Source organism: Pseudomonas sp. NyZ201, assembly GCF_049860765.1.
In the GTDB taxonomy this organism is placed as follows: domain Bacteria; phylum Pseudomonadota; class Gammaproteobacteria; order Pseudomonadales; family Pseudomonadaceae; genus Aquipseudomonas; species Aquipseudomonas bharatica.
The window spans coordinates 3,929,600-3,948,554 of record NZ_CP187557.1; the positions used below are offsets into that span (position 1 = coordinate 3,929,600).

Annotated in this window: 14 protein-coding genes; 6 read left to right on the forward strand and 8 right to left on the reverse strand. The window is 66.0% G+C overall.

Going from position 1 to position 18,955, the window contains the following annotated elements; all coding sequences use genetic code 11:
- Positions 1-376: 376 nt before the first annotated feature.
- Together ACPFMA_RS17440 and ACPFMA_RS17445 are read right to left on the reverse strand one after the other, a co-directional pair.
- Positions 377-1,303 carry a PDR/VanB family oxidoreductase gene (locus ACPFMA_RS17440; protein ID WP_425928322.1) on the reverse strand — a complete coding sequence of 309 codons (927 nt, stop codon included), beginning with the start codon at positions 1,301-1,303 and terminating at the stop codon, positions 377-379.
- Positions 1,300-2,352 (reverse strand): aromatic ring-hydroxylating oxygenase subunit alpha, encoded by a 1,053-nt coding sequence (locus tag ACPFMA_RS17445; protein ID WP_064303990.1) that lies wholly within the window; start codon positions 2,350-2,352, stop codon positions 1,300-1,302. The genes ACPFMA_RS17440 and ACPFMA_RS17445 overlap by 4 nt, the downstream gene beginning before the upstream one ends.
- A gap of 195 nt (positions 2,353-2,547) precedes the next feature.
- On the opposite strand from ACPFMA_RS17445, the gene ACPFMA_RS17450 reads away from it, so the two are divergent.
- Positions 2,548-3,249 carry a GntR family transcriptional regulator gene (locus ACPFMA_RS17450; protein WP_425928323.1) on the forward strand — a complete coding sequence of 234 codons (702 nt, stop codon included), beginning with the start codon at positions 2,548-2,550 and terminating at the stop codon, positions 3,247-3,249.
- A 228-nt stretch (positions 3,250-3,477) separates the two neighbouring features.
- Positions 3,478-4,812: an MFS transporter gene (locus ACPFMA_RS17455; protein WP_425930603.1), complete on the forward strand. Its 1,335-nt coding sequence runs from the start codon at positions 3,478-3,480 to the stop codon at positions 4,810-4,812.
- 80 nt (positions 4,813-4,892) lie between these two features.
- On the opposite strand, the gene ACPFMA_RS17460 is transcribed toward ACPFMA_RS17455, so the two are convergent.
- Positions 4,893-6,224, reverse strand: coding sequence for an OprD family porin (locus ACPFMA_RS17460; RefSeq protein ID WP_425928324.1), 1,332 nt, complete (start codon positions 6,222-6,224; stop codon positions 4,893-4,895).
- A 358-nt stretch (positions 6,225-6,582) separates the two neighbouring features.
- Between ACPFMA_RS17460 and ACPFMA_RS17465 the strand changes: the two genes are divergently transcribed.
- The 3 genes from ACPFMA_RS17465 to ACPFMA_RS17475 are packed head-to-tail and all read left to right on the forward strand — an operon-like array spanning position 6,583 to position 12,143.
- Entirely contained in the window at positions 6,583-7,740 is a 1,158-nt protein-coding gene (locus tag ACPFMA_RS17465) for a TolC family protein (protein WP_425930604.1), read from the forward strand.
- A gap of 17 nt (positions 7,741-7,757) precedes the next feature.
- Positions 7,758-8,969, forward strand: a complete 1,212-nt coding sequence (locus tag ACPFMA_RS17470) for an efflux RND transporter periplasmic adaptor subunit (RefSeq protein ID WP_425928325.1) — start codon at positions 7,758-7,760, stop codon at positions 8,967-8,969.
- 24 nt (positions 8,970-8,993) lie between these two features.
- Entirely contained in the window at positions 8,994-12,143 is a 3,150-nt protein-coding gene (locus ACPFMA_RS17475; protein WP_425928326.1) for a CusA/CzcA family heavy metal efflux RND transporter, read from the forward strand.
- Positions 12,144-12,150: 7 nt separating this feature from the next.
- Here the strand turns inward: ACPFMA_RS17475 and ACPFMA_RS17480 are convergent, their stop codons facing one another.
- Positions 12,151-12,864 (reverse strand): alpha/beta fold hydrolase, encoded by a 714-nt coding sequence (locus tag ACPFMA_RS17480; RefSeq protein ID WP_425928327.1) that lies wholly within the window; start codon positions 12,862-12,864, stop codon positions 12,151-12,153.
- Positions 12,865-13,034: 170 nt separating this feature from the next.
- Positions 13,035-13,916 (reverse strand): putrescine utilization regulator PtrR, encoded by an 882-nt coding sequence (gene ptrR, locus ACPFMA_RS17485; protein WP_009407976.1) that lies wholly within the window; start codon positions 13,914-13,916, stop codon positions 13,035-13,037.
- A 105-nt stretch (positions 13,917-14,021) separates the two neighbouring features.
- On the opposite strand from ptrR, the gene ACPFMA_RS17490 reads away from it, so the two are divergent.
- Positions 14,022-15,413: an aldehyde dehydrogenase family protein gene (locus ACPFMA_RS17490; protein WP_425928328.1), complete on the forward strand. Its 1,392-nt coding sequence runs from the start codon at positions 14,022-14,024 to the stop codon at positions 15,411-15,413.
- A gap of 125 nt (positions 15,414-15,538) precedes the next feature.
- On the opposite strand, the gene ACPFMA_RS17495 is transcribed toward ACPFMA_RS17490, so the two are convergent.
- From ACPFMA_RS17495 to ACPFMA_RS17505, 3 genes are all read right to left on the reverse strand, one after another.
- Complete coding sequence (locus ACPFMA_RS17495) at positions 15,539-16,969, reverse strand: aldehyde dehydrogenase family protein (protein WP_425930605.1); 1,431 nt, start codon at positions 16,967-16,969, stop codon at positions 15,539-15,541.
- Between the two features lie 7 nt (positions 16,970-16,976).
- Positions 16,977-18,476, reverse strand: a complete 1,500-nt coding sequence (locus ACPFMA_RS17500) for a purine-cytosine permease family protein (RefSeq protein ID WP_425928329.1) — start codon at positions 18,474-18,476, stop codon at positions 16,977-16,979.
- A gap of 73 nt (positions 18,477-18,549) precedes the next feature.
- Positions 18,550-18,951, reverse strand: coding sequence for a YybH family protein (locus ACPFMA_RS17505; RefSeq protein WP_009407962.1), 402 nt, complete (start codon positions 18,949-18,951; stop codon positions 18,550-18,552).
- Positions 18,952-18,955: the final 4 nt, after the last annotated feature.

An 18,955-nucleotide genomic window follows, 5' to 3' on the forward strand; every position in this document is an offset into this window, starting at 1 on the left:
ACAGCAGGCGCGGGTCGTCGACCCCGACATGGTTGGCAAAGACAGTCTTGAAAGGGCAGTAAGGCGGGCGCGGGCTCTTCTGTTCGGGCCCTGGCGCCGGCCGGGTTTCGAGCGCGTGGAATGCGCGTCGTTTTTATTCTTCGAGTGAGGAGGATGATGGAGCAGAGCGGGGGTTAGGCAAATTATTAAAAATGTTGGGGCTGGGCAGGAAAAAGCTTTGTAGTGACCGACGGGCCAACCCGATCCCGTGGGAGTCCGTCCAGCCGTTCAGGCTGCGCTGTCGCGCAAAGAACAGTTCCAAAGCACGGCGCGTACCTTGTGGGAGCGGGTTCGGCGCTCCGATGAACCCGCTCCCACAAGGTACGAGTCGTGATTCCTACAGGTCTAGTACCAGGCAACCGCCGCGGGCCCTTGAGCAGCAAGGCGTCATTTGCCCGCGTCGCTCTTCGGCGGTGAGGAACTGGTCGCGGTGATCCACCTCGCCATCCACCACCCGGGTAATGCAGGTGCCGCAGATTCCCTGTTCGCAGGATACCGGGATGATGATTCCGGCGTCGTCCAGCACCTGGGTGATGGAACGATCCGCCGGCACCTCGAAGACCTGCCCCGTCGCGTGGATGCGCACCTCGAAGGCCGCGTCTTCAGCGTGGGTCAGCGGCGCTGCGCCGAAGTATTCGCGATGCAGTCGCGACTCGTCCCAGCCCAGCGCCCGGGCGGCCTCGAGCACATGGTCGATGTAACCTGCCGGACCGCAGACATACAGGTGCGTATCCGCCGGCTCGTTCGCCAGGACCGTAGCCAGGTCCAGGCGCTGGCCGTCGTCGAAATAGCACCTGGCCGGCAGTTCGCCGAGCTGGTCGAGAAACGCCGCACGTTGCGCCGAACGCGCCGAGTAGTGAACGGCGAAAGGCCGCCCTTCGCGGGCCAGGCTGTGGGCCATGGCCAGGATCGGCGTGATGCCGATACCACCGGCGAACAACAGCGAGCGCCCTGCCCCGCTGTCCAGCGCGAACAGGTTGCGCGGCTCGCTGACCGTCACTCGCTGGCCCACCCGCAGCCGCTGGTGCACCGCCCGCGAGCCGCCGCGGGACGCCGCATCATGCAGCACACCGATGCAGTAGCGGTGCTGCTCGTGCGGGTCGTTGCACAGTGAATACTGGCGGACCAGCCCCTGGTCGAGATGCACGTCGATGTGCGCGCCGGCGGTGAACGCGGGCAACGGTGCGCCGTCTTCGCGGACCAGCTCCAGGCCGACGATGTCCTCGGCCTCCAGGCGCATCGCCTTGATCAGCAGTTCCATCACGATGCACTCCGGGCAATCACCGGTGCCTGCTCGGCGGCGATGATCCGTTCGATGATGCGTCGCGACTGCACGCCGCCGGCATCGATATTGAGCTTGAGCAGGCTGCGCTGCGGGTGTTCCAGCAGGTTGCGCTGCTGGCGCTCGAGCATTTCCAGGTCCTCGGCGAAGATCTTGCCCTGGCCGCTGCGGATGGTCTCGGTCAGCGCCGGGTCATCGGCCTTGAAGTTGCGCGCCATGCCCCAGAAGTACCAGATCGAGGTGTCGCTCTCGGGCGTGATGAAATCGACCACGATGCTCCCGGCCTTGCAATGCGCCGGTGCGTCGTAGCCGCCGGTACCGGCATGGGCCACGCCGACTTCGATCATCACGTGGCTGGGCGGGGTAAAGCGGCAGATCTGCCAGCGATCCACCGGCACGTCGTCGGCCAGGCCGTTGCCGCGCAGGGCGGCCTGCCAGAACGGCGGCGGCAGGATGTTCTCCATGAAGCGACTGGTGATCACTTCGTCGCCATTGACCCGGGTGTTGACCGGCGCCTCGTCGATTTCCTTCTGGCCGATGCTCGACGCATGCACGTAGGTTTCGTGGGTCAGGTCCATCAGGTTGTCGATCATCAGCCGGTAGTCGCAGGCGATGTGGTAGAGCCCGCCGCCGTATGCCCAGTCAGGACTTTCGGCCCAATGCAGGTGAGGGATCAGTGCCGTGTCGGCACGGGCGGGATCACCGGGCCAGACCCAGATGAAGCCATGACGCTCTTCGACCGGGAAGCTGCGGATCGCCGGGAAGGCCTGCACCCGCTGGCACGGCATGGCGGCGGTGCGGCCATCGCTACCCATTTCCAGGCCGTGGTAGCCGCATACCAGCTTGCCGTCGCGGACGAAGCCCAGCGACAGCGGCGCGCCACGGTGTGGGCAGAAATCCTCGAGGGCGGCGACGCGGGAGTGGTCGCCACGGTAGAACACCATGTTTTCATTGCAGATCTTGCGGCCCAAGGGCTTTTCAGCGATCTCGTCCGGGGTGCAGGCGACGTACCAGGCGTTTTTCGGGTGCATGGGTCAGGCTCGTTTTGTTGTTGTGATGGATCCATAAATTGGATTCAACCCAATAAAAACACAATATATCCACGCTTAATGGATCCATTAACGGTTCGATAATCGCCCGGCTTTTTTCTTCCCGTCTGCCCTTCGCAGCGGCCGGCAAAGCCGCTACAGTGCCGCGCATGAAGGGTTTTGGCCGTGGAGGCCGCAGTGAGTGGATCCGGACAACGTGTATTGAACCTGCTGCGCAGGATGATCCTCGACGGGCAGTTCGCCCCCGGCGAGCGCATCGCCGAGGTACCCACCGCCGAATTGCTGGAAGTCTCGCGGATGCCGGTACGCATGGCGTTGCGCGCGCTCGAACAGGAAGGGCTGCTGGTTCGCCACGGGGCACGGGGTTTCGCGGTGAAGCAAGTGACGGCGCAAACCCTCGGCAATGCCGTGGAGGTGCGCGGCGTGCTGGAAGGACTGGCGGCGCGGCAGGCGGCCGAGCGCGGTATAAGCATGGCAACGCGCGCGGTATTGCTCGAATGCCTGGAGCAGGCGGACAGCTTGTTCGACAAGGGCTTCGTCAGCGAGGAAGACCTGGCGGCCTACCACGACATCAACAAGCGCTTCCACCAGACCATCATCGAAGCCAGCGGCAACGCCGCGGTGGCCGAAGCGCTGTCGCGCAACGAGCACCTGCCATTCGCCTCGGTGAGTTCGATCGCCGTGGACCGCAGCAACCTGGCCCAGGAGTTTCGCCGGTTCAATTTCGCCAACATGCAGCATCACACCCTGGTCGATGCCCTGCTGGCCGGACAGGGCGCACGGGCCGAGGCGATCATGCGCGAGCATGCGCAGGTGACCATCAGGTACATGAAGATCTTCAGCGGGCCACGCCAGGAAGGGTTGAAGATCATTCAATGACCGTACGGACAAAACATGTAAATTTTGCATGAAAACAAAACATCGTTATTAACAAAGCACCAAGCGGTATTTCACAACACAGCCCTCCGCACCCTACCCTGTTCGCCATCCCCAGTGATGAAGAACCCCGACCATGTCCCGCCCAGAAACCCGCCCTGCGCTAAGGCGGACGACCTGAACGCCCTGACCCGCCCGGACGCACCACCGACCTTCCAGCGCAAGGTGCCGATGATCATCGGCTGCGCGCTGTTCATGGAGTTGCTCGACTCCACCGCCGTGCTCACCGCCCTGCCGCAACTGGCGGCGGACTTCGGCGAGCCCAGCGTGCGCATGAACCTGGTGGTCACCCTTTACCTGCTGGCGGTGGCAATGTTCATCCCCCTCAGCGGCTGGCTGGCCGAACGGCTTGGGCCGCGCCGGGTGTTCATCGCCGCCATCGGCCTGTTCGTGGCTAGCTCGCTGGCCTGTGCCCTGTCCGCCAGCCTTTGGCAACTGGCCCTGGCGCGCTTCTGCCAGGGCATGGCCGCAGCGCTGATGGTGCCGGTGGGCCAGGTGATCCTGCTGCGCTGGTCGAGCAAGGGCGACCTGCTCAAGGCCATGGCCTACCTGACCATGCCCGCCCTGCTCGGCCCGGTGTTCGGCCCGCCGCTGGGCGGATTGCTGGTGACCGGGTTGTCGTGGCACTGGATCTTCCTGCTCAATTTGCCCATCGGCCTGCTCGGGATAATGCTGGTGCTGCGCCATGTACCGGACTACCCGGGGCAACGCACCCGCTCGCTGGACCTGCGCGGCTTCCTGCTCGGCAGCCCGGCGCTGGCCTGCCTGGTGCTGGCATTCGAAAGCCTCGGGCACGGTTCGTTGCGCTGGGAGTGGTCATGCCTGTTGCTGCTCGCCGGCGCGGGTTTCGCCTGCGCCTATGTGCGCCATGCACGGCGCGCAGCGTCGCCGCTGCTGGACCTGTCGTTGCTGCACATTCCCAGTTTTGCTCTGGTGCTATGGGGCGGCACCCTGTTTCGCCTGGGCAGCGCCTCGCTGCCGTTCCTGCTGGTGCTGCTGTTCCAGCTGGGATATGGCATGAGCGCGCTGCAGGCCGGGCTGTTGACCTTCGCCGGCGGTGCCGGAGCCCTGCTGATCAAGTTCATCTCGGTGCCCCTGGCGCGGCGTTTCGGCTTTCGCGACCTGCTGATGTGGAACACGGTGCTGGGGGCGCTTTCCATTGCCCTGTGCGCGCTGTTTACCGAGAACACCGCACCGCTGGTAGTGATGTCGATGCTGTTCGTCGGCGGGCTGTCGCGCTCGTTGCAAATGACTGCGATGGGCGCGCTGACCTACGCCGATATCCCGCCGGAGCGCTCGGCCAGCGCGGCGACGCTGTCGGCGACCAGCGTGCAGATCAGCCTGAGCCTGGCCGTGTGCCTGGCGGCGATGCTGCTGGGTGCGATCCAGCGGCTGCAGGGGCACGGGCAGCCACAGGCCGGCGATATCCAGATCACCCTGGTGCTGGTGAGCCTGATGTGCCTGGCCGCCGGCCTGGTGTTCCGGCGCTTGGACCGGGAGCAATAAGCGCAAAAAAAAGGCGCCCGAACGGGCGCCAAACGTATCCACCTTTTAACCAAAGGAGCAGGGGAGCTTCTCAAGGTGAATCAGAGTACCGACAGCGGGTATTCCACTATCAGGCGAATTTCGTCCAGGTCGGATTCGAACGCGGTGGCGCGGGTGGTGGCCTGGCGCACGCGCAGCGACAGGTCCTTGGCTGCGCCTTCCTGCACCACGTATTTCACTTCGATATCCCGCTCCCAGCGCTTCTGCTCGGTGAGCGGATCGCCATTGCCATCGCGACGCATGTAGACGCTGTTGGCATTGGAGTAGTCCGCATCGCTGCCCTTGCCATAGCGGGTCATGAACGACAGCCCCGGCACGCCGTAGCTGGCCATGTCCAGGTCGTAGCGCAGCATCCACGAGCGTTCTTTCGGCGAGTTGAAGTCGCTGTACTGGATGGAGTTGTCGAGGAAGATCGAGTCCGACTGGCGCAGATAGTCGAAGTCATCGTCACCGTTGTTGCGCTGGTGCGTCAGGGCCACGGTATGCGCACCGAAACGCAGCCCCAGCTTGCCGCTCCAGAGGGTGTTGTCGAACTCGCCCAGCAGTTGCTTGCCCTCGTCGACGGCGCGATAGGCGTTGAAGCCGGTGATCAGGTCCAGGTCGTCGGCCAGCGGATAAGTGAAGCTGGTGCCGACGTAGTACTGGTTCCAGGCATCCTTGAGACGACTGCCGTACAGGCTGACACTGAAATTGTCGGTGACCGCATAGTCACCACCGCCATAGGCGACCCACGGCGAATCCACTGCACCACCATAGAAGGTCACGAAACCGTCACGCATGTTGCTCGATACCGGCTGGCTCATGGCATGCAGGCGCCCGGCCTGCAAGGTCAGGCCATCGAAACCGGTGTTTTCCGCCGTCACTCCACGGAAGCTTTCCGGCAGCAGGCGCGAGTCGCCGGCGGCGACCACGGGGGTCACCGGGAACACATCGCCGACCCGCACCACAGTGTCGAACAAGCGCACCTTCGCCGCGCCGCCGACCTTGGTGTACTCATCCCGGGCCTGGCCATCACGCGCCACCGGCACCACATCGAAGGAACTGCGCCCGCCGTTGCGACCAGCGCCGCTATCGAGCTTCAGGCCGAGCATGGCGAAGGCATCGACGCCGAAGCCGACCGTACCCTGGGTGAAGCCGGAAGAGAACCTGCCGATCACGGCGTGGGCCCAGGCTTCGGAATAACCGTTATCCCCCGGCTTCCCATAGGTTGGCGCCGGGCCATCGCGATGATCGCGGTTGAAATAGAAATTGCGGTTCAACACCGACAGGCTGCTGCCTTCGACAAAGCCCTCCTCCCGTTCGGCGGCGCTGACCAACTGGCTTGCGGGCAGCGCGCAAAGCGCTGCCAGATACAACGGTAACCTGCGACTCATGCAATGCTCCTTCGAGGTCCGGCAGTTTTTATTGTGAGTTCGACGGGCGTTGCTGGAATTGTGATTTCGCCCGGCCAGAGCATTGCTGACGGCAGATAACGCCAGCATGAGCGGGGCATTACATTCCCGTCATCGCGCTGTTGGCCGGCGACTGTCCTGATTACAGAATTGTCATCCTGCCGCCACCGCCCTGATAGCTGCCGCTCCCTAGAGTGCCGCCATCCACTCAACCGGGCCTGGCGGCACCTTCGGCGTTTCCGTCGGGCTTTCCGAGCACGAGGAACCGTCAGTGCCCCGCCTCCCGTTACTGCCCAGAACCGTCCTCACACTCTGCACCGCCCTGGCCGCGTCGCCGGCCATGGCCGACAGCCTGAGCCTGCCCCAGGCCCTGGCAGCAGCCCTGGAGCGGAACCCGGCCATGGCCGCCGCACGCCAGGAGATCGGCATCGCCGACGGCGCCCGGCGCCAGGCCGGGCTGATGCCCAATCCGGAACTGTCCTACGAGGTCGAAGACACCCGGCGCAACACCAGTACCACCACCGTGACCCTTAGCCAGCCATTGGAACTGGGTGGCAAGCGCGGCGCACGGATCGAGGTCGCCAGCCTCGGCCAGAACCTCGCTCGACTTCGCCTGGAACAGCAGGTCAACGACCTGCGCGCCGAGGTGACCCAGGCCTTCCATGCCGCCCTGCGCGCCGAGGCGGGGGTGGAGCTGGCACGGCAATCCCTGGAGCTGACCGAGCGTGGCCTGCGCGTGGTCGCGGGCAAGGTCGGCGCGGGCAAGTCCTCGCCGGTGGAAGCCACCCGTGCCGAGGTGCAATTGGCCGAGGCACGCCTGCAACTGAGCCGCGCCGAACGCGAGCAGGACGTGGCCTGGCGGCAGCTGGCACAGGTGATCGGCAGCCCTGTCGCCACCTTCGACCACCTGCTGTCACCTTCGCTGTCGCCGGGCCTGCCGCCGGATGCCGAGCAGCTGCTCGCTCGCCTGGAACAGACCGCCGAACTGCGCCAGGCCGCTGCGCAGATCGAACAGAACGAAGCCGAACTGGGCTCGGAAAAGGCCCTGCGCATTCCCGACCTGACCGTCAGCCTCGGCAGCCAGTACGACCGCGCCGAGCGCGAGCGGGTCAATGTGGTCGGCCTGTCCTTGGCCTTGCCGCTGTTCGACCGCAACCAGGGCAACGTCCTGGCCGCCGCGCGCCGCGCCGACCAGGCCCGCGACCTGCGCAATGCCGTGGAACTGCGCCTGCGCAGCGAGACGCGCAGCGCCCTGAACCAGTGGGCCACGGCGATGGATGAGGTGGGGACCTACGACCGCACCATCCTGCCCGCCGCGCGCCAGGCCGTGGACACCGCCACCCGCGGCTTCGAGATGGGCAAGTTCGGCTTTATCGAAGTGCTCGACGCCCAGCGCACCCTGATCGGCGCCCGCGGGCAGTACCTCGCCGCCCTCGCCGCTGCCAGCGACGCCAGGGCCCGGGTCGAGCGGGTCTACGGCGACCTCGACATCCTTTGAATCCTACGGAGCATCCGATGAACAACTCTCGCAAGATCGCCCTCGCGCTGGCCGTGGCGGCGGCCCTCGGCTTTGCCGGGCTGGCCTGGAATGACGACGCCGTCCACGGCAAGGACGACGGGCACGGCCACGGTGCGGAAAAAACCGCCGCCCGGGACGACCACGGCCATGAAGAACCAGGCGAAGCCGGCCACGAGGAAGAAGTCCGGCTGATGCTCACCGCGCAGCAGATCCAGGCCGCCGGCATCGAGCTGGAGGCCGCAGCCCCGCGGGACCTGGGCAGCGTGGTCAGCTTCCCCGGCGAAATCCGCTTCGACGAGGACCGCACGGCCCACGTCGTGCCCCGGGTACCGGGCGTGGTGGAAAGCGTCCATGCCAATCTCGGCGAAACCGTGAAAAAGGGCCAGTTGCTGGCGGTGATCGCCAGCCAGCAGATTTCCGACCTGCGCAGCGAGCAGCAGGCCGCGCAGCGCCGGGTCGAACTGGCACGGGTGACCTTCGAACGGGAACGGCAGCTGTGGCAGGAGCGCATCTCCGCCGAACAGGACTACCTGCAGGCACGGCAGGCCTTGCAGGAAGCCGAGATCGGCCTGGGCAACGCCCGGCAGAAGGTCGCCGCGCTGGGCACCTCGGTCGGCGCGGTCGGCGGCAATCGCTATGAACTGCGCGCGCCGTTCGATTCGGTGGTGGTGGAAAAGCACCTGGCCCTCGGCGAGGTGGTCAGCGAGGCCAGCAATGCCTTCACCCTGTCCGACCTGTCGCGGGTCTGGGCCACCTTCGCCGTGCCGCCACGCGATCTGGACAAGGTTGCCAGCGGCCGGCCCGTGCGCGTTTCGTCGCCGGACCTGGGCAGCACGGTGGACGGCGCCATCGGCTATGTCGGCAGCCTGCTGGGCGAGCAGAACCGCGCCGCCACCGTTCGCGTCACCCTGACCAACCCCGATGGCGCCTGGCGGCCGGGGCTTTTCGTCAATGTCGCGGTGGCCACGCAAGTGGCGCCGGCAGCCATCACCGTGCGCCACGAGGCGATACAGAGCGTGGAAGAACGGCCCTCGGTATTCGTGCGCAACGCCGACGGCTTCGATACCCGCCCGGTGTCCCTGGGCCGCCGCGACGGCGACTACGTCGAGGTCCTCGACGGCCTGGCCGCCGGCGACCTGGTCGCCACCCGTGGCAGCTTCACCCTCAAGTCCGAGCTGGGCAAGGCCTCCGCCGAGCACAGCCACTGATGCGCCCGTACAGGATGACCCTCCATGTTTGAACGTCTGATTCGCTTTGCCATCGAGCAGCGCATCGTGGTGATGATCGCCGTGCTGCTGATGGCCGGCCTGGGGATCTACAGCTACCAGAAGCTGCCCATCGACGCGGTGCCGGATATCACCAACGTCCAGGTGCAGATCAACACCGCGGCCCCGGGCTACTCGCCCCTGGAAACCGAGCAGCGCATCACCTTCGCGGTGGAAACCGCCATGGCCGGCCTGCCCGGGCTCAAGCAAACGCGCTCGCTGTCGCGCTCGGGGCTGTCCCAGGTCACGGTGATCTTCGCCGATGGCACCGACATCTTCTTCGCCCGCCAGCAGGTCAACGAACGCTTGCAGGTCGCCAGGGAGCAACTGCCCGAAGGCGTGGAAGCGCTGATGGGCCCGGTATCCACCGGCCTCGGCGAGATCTTCCTGTGGACCGTGGAAGCCGAGGACGGCGCGCGCAAGGAAGACGGCACGCCCTACACACCCACCGACCTGCGGGTGATCCAGGACTGGATCATCAAGCCGCAGTTGCGCAACGTGCCCGGCGTCGCCGAGATCAACACCATCGGCGGCTTCGCCCGGCAATACCTGGTCGCCCCGGATCCGCGGCGCCTGGCCGCCTATCGGCTGACCCTCGGCGACCTGGTCACGGCCCTGGAACGCAACAACGGCAACGTTGGCGCCGGCTACATCGAGCGCAACGGCGAGCAGTTGCTGATCCGCGCGCCGGGCCAGGTGGGCAGCCTGGAGGATATCGCCAACATCGTGATCTCCAGCGTGGACGGCACGCCGATCCGGGTCAGCAGCGTGGCCGAGGTCAGCATCGGCAAGGAACTGCGCTCCGGCGCCGCCACCGAGAACGGTCGCGAAGTGGTGCTGGGCACGGTGTTTATGCTGATCGGCGAAAACAGCCGCACGGTATCCCAGGCCGTCGCCGCCAGGCTCGCCGAGATCAACCGCACGCTGCCCGAGGGCGTGGTCGCGGTAACCGTCTACGACCGCACCCACCTGGTGGAAAAGGCCATCGCCACGGTGAAGAAGAACCTGGTGGAAGGCGCGATCCTGGTGATCGCCATCCTCTTCCTGTTCCTCGGCAATATCCGCGCGGCGCTGATTACCGCGATGGTCATCCCGCTGTCGATGCTGTTCACCTTCACCGGCATGTTCCACAACAAGGTCAGCGCCAACCTGATGAGCCTCGGCGCCCTGGACTTCGGCATCATCGTCGACGGCGCGGTGGTCATCGTCGAGAACGCCATCCGCCGCCTGGCCCACGCCCAGCACAGGCACGGGCGCATCCTGACCCGCGCCGAGCGCTTCCATGAAGTCTTCGCCGCCGCCCGCGAGGCGCGCCGGCCGCTGGTCTTCGGCCAGTTGATCATCATGGTCGTGTACCTGCCGATCTTCGCCCTGACCGGGGTCGAAGGCAAAATGTTCCACCCCATGGCCTTCACCGTGGTGATTGCCCTGCTCGGCGCCATGCTGCTGTCGGTGACCTTCGTCCCGGCGGCGATCGCCATGTTCGTCACCGGCAAGGTCAAGGAAGAGGAAGGCCTGGTCATGCGCAAGGCGCGGCTGGGCTACGCCCCGGTGCTGGGATGGGTGCTGAAGCATCGCAACCTGGCCTTTGCCTCGGCGGTGGGCGTGGTGGTGCTGACCGGCGCCCTGGCCAGCCGCATGGGCAGCGAGTTCATCCCCAGCCTCAGCGAGGGCGACCTGGCCCTGCAGGCATTGCGCGTACCGGGCACCAGCCTGAGCCAGTCGGTGGAGATGCAGCAGCGCCTGGAAAAGGCCCTGCTGCAGCAGGTGCCGGAGGTGCAGCGGGTGTTCGCCCGCACCGGCACGGCGGAAATCGCCGCCGACCCGATGCCGCCGAACATTTCCGACGCCTACATCATGCTCAAGCCCAAGGCGCAATGGCCGGATCCGGGCAGATCGCGCGAGGCCATCATCGCCGCCGTGCAGCAGGCTGCCGCCAGCGTGCCAGGCAGCAACCACGAGCTGTCGCAGCCGATCCAGTTGCGCTTCAACGAGCTGATATCCGGAGTGCGCAGCGATGTCGCGGTGAAGGTCTTCGGCGACGACATGGACACCCTCAACCGCACGGCGGCGAAGATCGCCACGGCCTTGCAGGGTGTGCCGGGTGCCTCGGAGGTGAAGGTGGAACAGACCACCGGCCTGCCGGTGCTGACCATCAATATCGACCGCGAGAAAGCAGCGCGCCATGGCCTGAACATCGGCGAAGTGCAGGATGCCGTGGCGATCGCCGTCGGCGGGCGCCAGGCCGGCACCCTGTACGAAGGCGACCGCCGCTTCGACCTGGTGGTGCGCCTGTCCGAAACCCTGCGCACCGATGTCGCCGGGCTTGCCGACCTGCTGATCCCGGTGCCGGCCAATGCCGCCCTGGGCGCCGAGCGGATCGGCTTCATCCCACTGTCCCAGGTCGCCAGCCTCGACCTGCAACCGGGCCCGAACCAGATCAGCCGGGAAAACGGCAAGCGTCTAGTGGTGGTCAGTGCCAACGTGCGCGGACGCGACCTGGGCTCGTTCGTCGAGGAGGCCAGCGACACGCTGGTGCGGGACGTGCAGATCCCGGCGGGGTACTGGACCACCTGGGGCGGCCAGTTCGAGCAGTTGCAATCGGCGGCCAAGCGCTTGCAGGTGGTGGTGCCGGTGGCCTTGCTGCTGGTCCTGACCCTGCTGTTCCTGATGTTCAACAACCTCAAGGATGGCTTGCTGGTGTTCACCGGGATCCCCTTCGCCCTTACCGGCGGCGTGCTGGCCCTGTGGCTGCGGGATATTCCGCTGTCGATCTCGGCGGGCGTGGGTTTTATCGCCCTGTCGGGGGTGGCGGTGCTCAACGGCCTGGTGATGATTTCCTTCATCCGCAACCTGCGCGAGGAAGGAGCTTCATTGAGCAGCGCCGTGACCGAAGGCGCCCTGACCCGCCTGCGGCCGGTGCTGATGACGGCGCTGGTGGCGTCCCTCGGCTTCATTCCAATGGCCCTGGCCACCGGCACCGGCGCAGAGGTCCAGCGGCCGCTGGCGACCGTGGTGATCGGCGGGATCCTGTCGTCGACGGCGCTGACCCTGCTGGTCTTGCCGGCGCTGTATCAGTGGGCGTATCGGCGCGACGAGGAACTGCCGGGGCAGTAACACGCCGTCAGGCGTCGAAGCGGCCGTCCAGCCACTGGCCGAGCAACTCGCTGGTGCGCTCCGGGTGCTCCAGCGGCGGCAGGTGACCACAGGCCTCGATCACTTCCAGACGGGCGCCGGGGATGCCGGCCTGGATCACCCGGGCCTCGGCCAACGGCGTGATTTCGTCCTGGGCGCCGAACAGCACCAGGGTCGGCACCTTGATCGCAGCCAGCAGCGGTTGGTAATCGGCACGTTCGATGATCGCCCGCTGCTGGCGGATGAAGCCCTCGCGGCCGATGGCGTCGGCCATGTCCATCACCACCTGCGGCACCTGGCTTTCGAGGGCGCGGGCATGCATCAGGCGCGGCAGCAGTTGCGGGGTCACCCCCTTGAACTTGCCCAGCCCGGCCAGTTCCAGCAGGCCACGACGGACCCGTGCCCGTTCCGGCTCGTCGGGACGGGCCGTGGTATCGAGCAGGGCCAGGCGCGCGACCCGCTCCGGCGCACGGCGCAGGATTTCGAAGGCGACATAACCACCCATGGACAGCGCGGCCAGGGCGAACCGCGGTGGCGCCTGCTCCAGCACGTGATCGGCCATGGCGACGATGGACTCGTGCTGGCTGAGGTCCGGAATCAGGATCTCGCGGTCGGATTCGAAGGTGGCCTGGGCGTGGGTCCAGAGACGGTGATCGTTGAGCAGGCCGGGAAGCAGGACGAGCGGGAGGTTGTTGCGGGACAACGGAAGGACTCCAGGGTGACGCGCGGGATAGGCGCACAGTTTATACAGGATGTATCAGAAAATGTCGGCTTGGACGCGGCCTCTGTGGGAGCGGGTTCACCCGCGATTGCGGTGTTGGATTCACGACCGCAATCGCGGGTGAACCCGCTCCCACAGAGCCCGCGCCGCTTTTAGGCTTCGATATCCAGCACATCCCCCCTCTCCCTGAGCAACTCGACAAAGGTGCTCAAGCACCGCGACATCATCCCCTTCCTCCACACCAGCCAGGTGCGCAGATAGCGGAACCGCTCCGACAACGGCCAGACGCTCACGGTGCTGCAGCCGGGCATGCTGTCGAGCATGCTGCGCGGCATTAACGCCAGCCCGGCCCCGGCACTGACGCAGGCGAGCATGCCGTGGTAGGACTCCATTTCCAGGATTTTCCCGGGTACCGCGCCGTCCTGGGCGAACCAGCTTTCGAAGTGATGGCGGTACGAACAGTTGGCGCGGAACGCATAGATGGTCGAGCCGTTCACCTCGGCGGCACGGGTGATGGCCCCATGGTTGAGCGGCGCGATCAGCACCATTTCCTCGATGAACACCGGCACGCCTTCCAGCGCCGGGTGCAGCACCGGCCCATCGACGAAGGCGGCGCTGAGGCGCCCGGCCAGCACACCGTCGATCATCGCTCCGGAAGGCCCGGTGCTGAGGTCCAGTTCGACCTTGGCATAGCTCTGGTTATAGGCCGCCAGCAACGCCGGAATGCGCACCGCCGCCGTGCTTTCCAGGGAACCGAGGGCGAACGGGCCCTGGGGTTCGTCACCGGCCACGGTCTGCCGCGCTTCGCCGACCAGGTCGAGAATGCGCCGGGCATAGTCGAGGAAGGTCCAGCCGGCCGGCGACAGGCGCAGGCGGCTTTTCTCGCGAATGAACAGGTCGACGCCCAGTTCTTCTTCCAGTTGGCGGATCCGCGTGGTCAGGTTCGACGGCACCCGATGAATATGTTGGGCCGCCGCACTGATGCTGCCCTGCTCTGCCACGGCCTTGAACATCTCAAGCTGGACCAGATCCATACAATCATTCTCTCTGCGTGAATGTTTCGCTCAGTATTATTCAGTTTAAGGGAAACATACAACGCAGTAGGCTTCGGTTCGTACGCCTTCTATCAGGACGCCGAGATGACCGTGATCAGCCACCAGACCCATGCCCTGTCGATCAACCCCGCCACCGGCGAACGGATCGGCCATTACCCCTATGAAAGCGATGCCGTGCTCAACGCCGCGCTGGCCCGTGCCGCCGCCGGCTACGCGGTGTGGCGCCGGACGCCGATCGACGGCCGCGTGGGCCAGTTGCGCGCCCTGGCCGTTGCCCTGCGCGACAACGCCGACGCCATGGCGCTGATGATCACCGACGAAATGGGCAAGCCGATCGCCCAGGCCCGCGGCGAGATCGAGAAATGCGCCCAGCTCTGCGACTGGTACGCCGAAGCAGGCCCGGCCATGCTGGCGCCGGAGCCGGCCCCGGTTCCGGTGGGCAAGGCCCGTATCGAATACCGTCCGCTTGGCCCGCTGCTGGCGGTGATGCCGTGGAACTTCCCGATCTGGCAGGTGCTGCGCGGCGCCGTTCCGGCCCTGCTGGCCGGCAACACCTACGTGCTCAAGCACGCGCCGAACGTGATGGGCAGCGCCTACCTGCTGCTGGATGCGTTCAAGCGGGCCGGCTTCCCCGAGGGCGTGTTCGAAGTGATCAACGTCACCCCGGATGGCGTGTCCAGGGCTATCGCCGACCCGCGCATCGCCGCCGTGACCCTGACCGGCAGCGTGCGCGCCGGTACCGCCATCGGCGCCCAGGCCGGTGCCGCGCTGAAGAAATGCGTGCTGGAGTTGGGCGGTTCCGACCCGTTCATCGTGCTCAACGATGCCAACCTGGATGAAGCGGTGAAGGCCGCGGTGATCGGTCGCTACCAGAACACCGGCCAGGTCTGCGCCGCCGCCAAGCGCCTGATCGTCGAGGAAGGCGTGGTCCAGGCCTTTACCGAGAAGTTCGTCGCACTGACCCGCGAGCTGGTGATGGGCGACCCGCGCAATGCCGAGACCTATATCGGCCCGATGGCACGCTTCGACCTGCGCGACGAACTCGACGGCCAGGTCCAGGCTACATTGGCCGAAGGCGCGACCCTGCTGCTGGGCGGTGGCAAGGTCGAGGGCGAAGGCAACTACTACCAGCCGACCGTGCTGGCCGATGTCACCGACCAGATGACCTCGTTCAAGCAGGAACTGTTCGGCCCCGTGGCCTCGATCATCACCGCCCGGGATGCGCGGCATGCCCTGCAACTGGCGAACGACAGCGAATTCGGCCTGGCCTCGACTATCTACACCGCCAATGTGGAACTGGCCGAGCAACTGGTGGAAGAGCTGGAAACCGGCGGTATCTTCATCAACGGCTACTGCGCCAGCGATCCGCGGGTGACCTTCGGTGGCGTGAAGAAGAGTGGTTTCGGGCGCGAGCTGTCGCACTTCGGTGTGCGTGAATTCTGCAATGCGCAGACGGTGTGGCTGGATCGGAACTGAGATGTGAATGGGGCTGCAAGAGCGATACAGCTCTGAATGTGGGAGCGGGTTCACCCGCGATTACGTCGGTGAATTCACCACCGTAATCGCGGGTGAACCCGCTCCCACAGGGTCTGCGTTGCAAATTACCCCAGGCACCGGGTCACATGCTTGACCGACTGATACGCCGACAACCCCCAAGGCCCCAGCTCACGGCCGATGCCGCTGCCCTTGGTGCCGCCCCATGACGTTTCGACGAACACCGCCTGGATCGAGTTGATCCACACATGCCCCACTTCCAGGGCATCGGCGACCCGCTCGGCACGCTCAAGATCAGCGCTGACCACCGTCGCCACCAGCCCGAAACGGCTGTCATTGGCCAAGGAGATCGCTTCTTCCTCGCTACGGAAACGCTGGCTGCACAGCACCGGCCCGAAGATTTCCTCGTTCCACAGGCGGCTGTGCACCGGGACGTCGGCATACAAGGTCGGGCTGACGAACCAGCCGGCACGGTCCAGCGGCTCGCCGCCGGTCAGGCAGTCCAGGCCCTCTTCCTTCGCCACGGCGAAGTAGGCCGCAACCTTCAGCCACTGCCCCTGGCTGGTCAGCGGGCCCATATCCACGTCCTCGGTCAGCGGATTGCCGACCCGCAGCTTTTCCAGCGCCAGCTTCAAGCGCGCCAGCAGCGCGTCGGCGATACCTTCCTGGATCAGCAAGCGCGAAGTGGCCGAGCACATCTGCCCGGCATTCCAGCAGATCCCGGCGACGATCCAGTCCACCGCCTGGTCCAGGTCGCAGTCGTCGAACACCACGATGGCCGACTTGCCACCCAGTTCCAGGGTCACCGGCCGGCACTGCGCCGAGGCACTGCGCATGACCTGGCTGCCGACGGTGTTGCTGCCGGTGAAGGACAGCTTGTCCAGACCGTTGTGGTTGCTCAGGGCGATGCCCGTCTCGGCCTTGCCGACCACGATGTTCAGCACGCCCGCCGGCAGGCCCAGTTGCTCGGCGATCTGCCCGTAGCTCTGCTCGATCAGCGGCGTGACCTCGGACGGCTTGAGTACCACGGTACAACCGGCGGCCAGGGCCGGAGCGAGTTTCCAGGCGCTGGTCACCAGCGGGAAGTTCCACGGCACGATCAGGCCGACCACGCCCACCGGCTCCAGCCGGGTGCGGGCGCTGAAGCCCGGCGCGGCGAGGGCCACGTTGAAATCCTTGCGGGCCTGCTGCTCGATCAGGTCGGCGTAGTAGGTGAAGGTGGCGACCGCGTCGTCCAGGTCCACTTCGGCTTCATGGCGCGGTTTGCCGTTGTTGCGCATCTGCAGGGCGATCAGTTCCTCGCGGCGCAGGCCAAGGTGCTCGGCAAAACCGCGCAGGTAGCCGGCGCGGGTGGCCACGTCGAGGCCTTTCCAGGCCGGCAGCGCCTTGCGCGCGGCGGCCACCGCCTCGTCCACCTGGGCGGCCGTGGCCGCCAGCAGTTCGGCAAAAGGCTCGCCCAGTGACGGGTCGAATACCTTGATGCAGTCGGCGCTGGCGCCATCCACCCAGCGGCCATCGATGTAATGAGTCATGTGCAGCTCCGGTTCAGGCCGTTTCGGCAGTGGTCAGCGACCTTTGCGCCGCTGGTTTGCGAAATACCCAGCGCGGGCCCTTGGGGCCATATACCGCGGCGGGCTCGGGGAAGATATTGATCAGGGCCAGGTACAGCACGGCGGCCAGGCCCAGGGTGATCGGCAGGCTGATATCGATGCCGCCTGCCAGCTCGCCCAGGCTGCCAACGAACTGCCCGGGCAGGTTGACGAAGCACAGGCCGATGATCGCGCTGGGGATCCAGGCGCCCATGCCGCGCCAGTTCCAGCCATGGTGGAACCAGTAATGGCCGCCGCGCTCGCCACGGGTGAACACCTGCAGGTCATCGGCGTGGTAGAAGCCGCGACGGGTGATCAGGCCGAGGATCATGATCACCATCCACGGGCTGGTGCAGGTGATGATCAGCACGGCGAAGGTGGACACGCTCTGCACCAGGTTGAAGGTGAAGCGGCCAATGAAGATGAAGGCGATGGCAGCGACGCCGATCAGCAGGGTCGCCCCGGCGCGGCTGAGCAGGCGCGGGAACACGCTGGACATGTCCAGGCCGGTGCCATACAGCGCCGTGGTGCCGGTGGACATGCCGCCGATCACTGCGATCAGGCACACCGGCAGGAAGAACCAGGTCGGCGCCACGGCCAGCAGGCCGCCGACATAGTTGTTCGCTTCGATGTACTGCGGCGCCTGGGTCGCCACCAGGGTTGCGGTGCACAGGCCGAACAGGAACGGGATCAGGGTGCCGATCTGCGCGGCGATCACCGCCAGCATGATCCGCGCCTTGGATGTTTCCCGCGGGATGTAGCGCGACCAGTCACCCAGGAAGGCCCCGAAGGACACCGGATTGCTCATGGCCAGCAGTGCCGAGCCGATGAAGGCCGCCCAGAAGCCCGGCTGGCCGAGGTTGACACTGCCGGCAAAGCCCGCATCGAAAGGCCCGGCAAAGGCCAGGATGCCGAGCAGGAACAGCAGGCTGGAGGCCCATACCGCGATCTTGTTGACCCACAGCATGAAGCGGAAGCCGTGGATGCAGACGATCAGCACCAGCACCGCGAACAGGCCGTAGGCCAGGCCCAGGGTCAGGTCGGTTTCCGGCAACCCCGCCAGGCGCTTGGCGCCGCCCACCAGGGCATCGCCGGAGCTCCACACCGACAACGAGAAGAACGCCACCGCGGTCAGCAGCGACAGGAACGAGCCGACGATACGCCCGTGCACACCGAAATGCGCCCCGGACGATACCGCGTTGTTGGTACCGTTGAGCGCGCCGAACAGGCCCATGGGCGAAAGGATCAGCGCACCGACCCCGACGCCGAGCAGGATCGCCCAGACCCCGGCCTGGAACGACAGGCCGAACAGCACCGGGAAACTGCCCAGCACCGCCGTGGCGAAGGTATTGGCGCCGCCGAAGATCAGGCGGAACAGGTCCAGTGGCGAGGCATCGCGTTGGTTATCGGGAATCTGCTCGACCCCGTTGGTTTCGATCCCGGAGGAATGGCTCATGATGGTGCTCCAGCGCCTGTCGTGATTGTTGTTGAGTGCGTTGGCAGTAACGGCAAGGCCGTCGAAAAGGGGCTCAGCTATCGCTCAGTGCCGACAGATGCTCATGACAGGCCAGCCAGCGCCCGCCGTGCAGGCGGAAGACGATGGTTTCCCGTTCCTGCAGGCGAAGCTCTTCGCCGCCGATGCGCAGGCGGGTGGCGACGTCATGCATGAAGATCGCCACGTCGCCCTGCAGGCTGACCTGGCCATTGCTCGACTGGCAGCCGAGCACGGCAAAGCCTTCGGCCTGCCACTCTGCCCACAACTGCTCGTAGGCAAGGCGTGACATCAGGGGTTGCGGAACGGTATGGAACAGGAAGGTAGCGTCTTCGCTGAAGCAGGCGAAGTAGCGCTCGGCGTGGTTGCTGGCGAAAGCCTCGACCAGGGCGGCGGCGGCTTGCAGAACCTGGGTTTCGCGCGTAAGGATCGGATTCACGAGT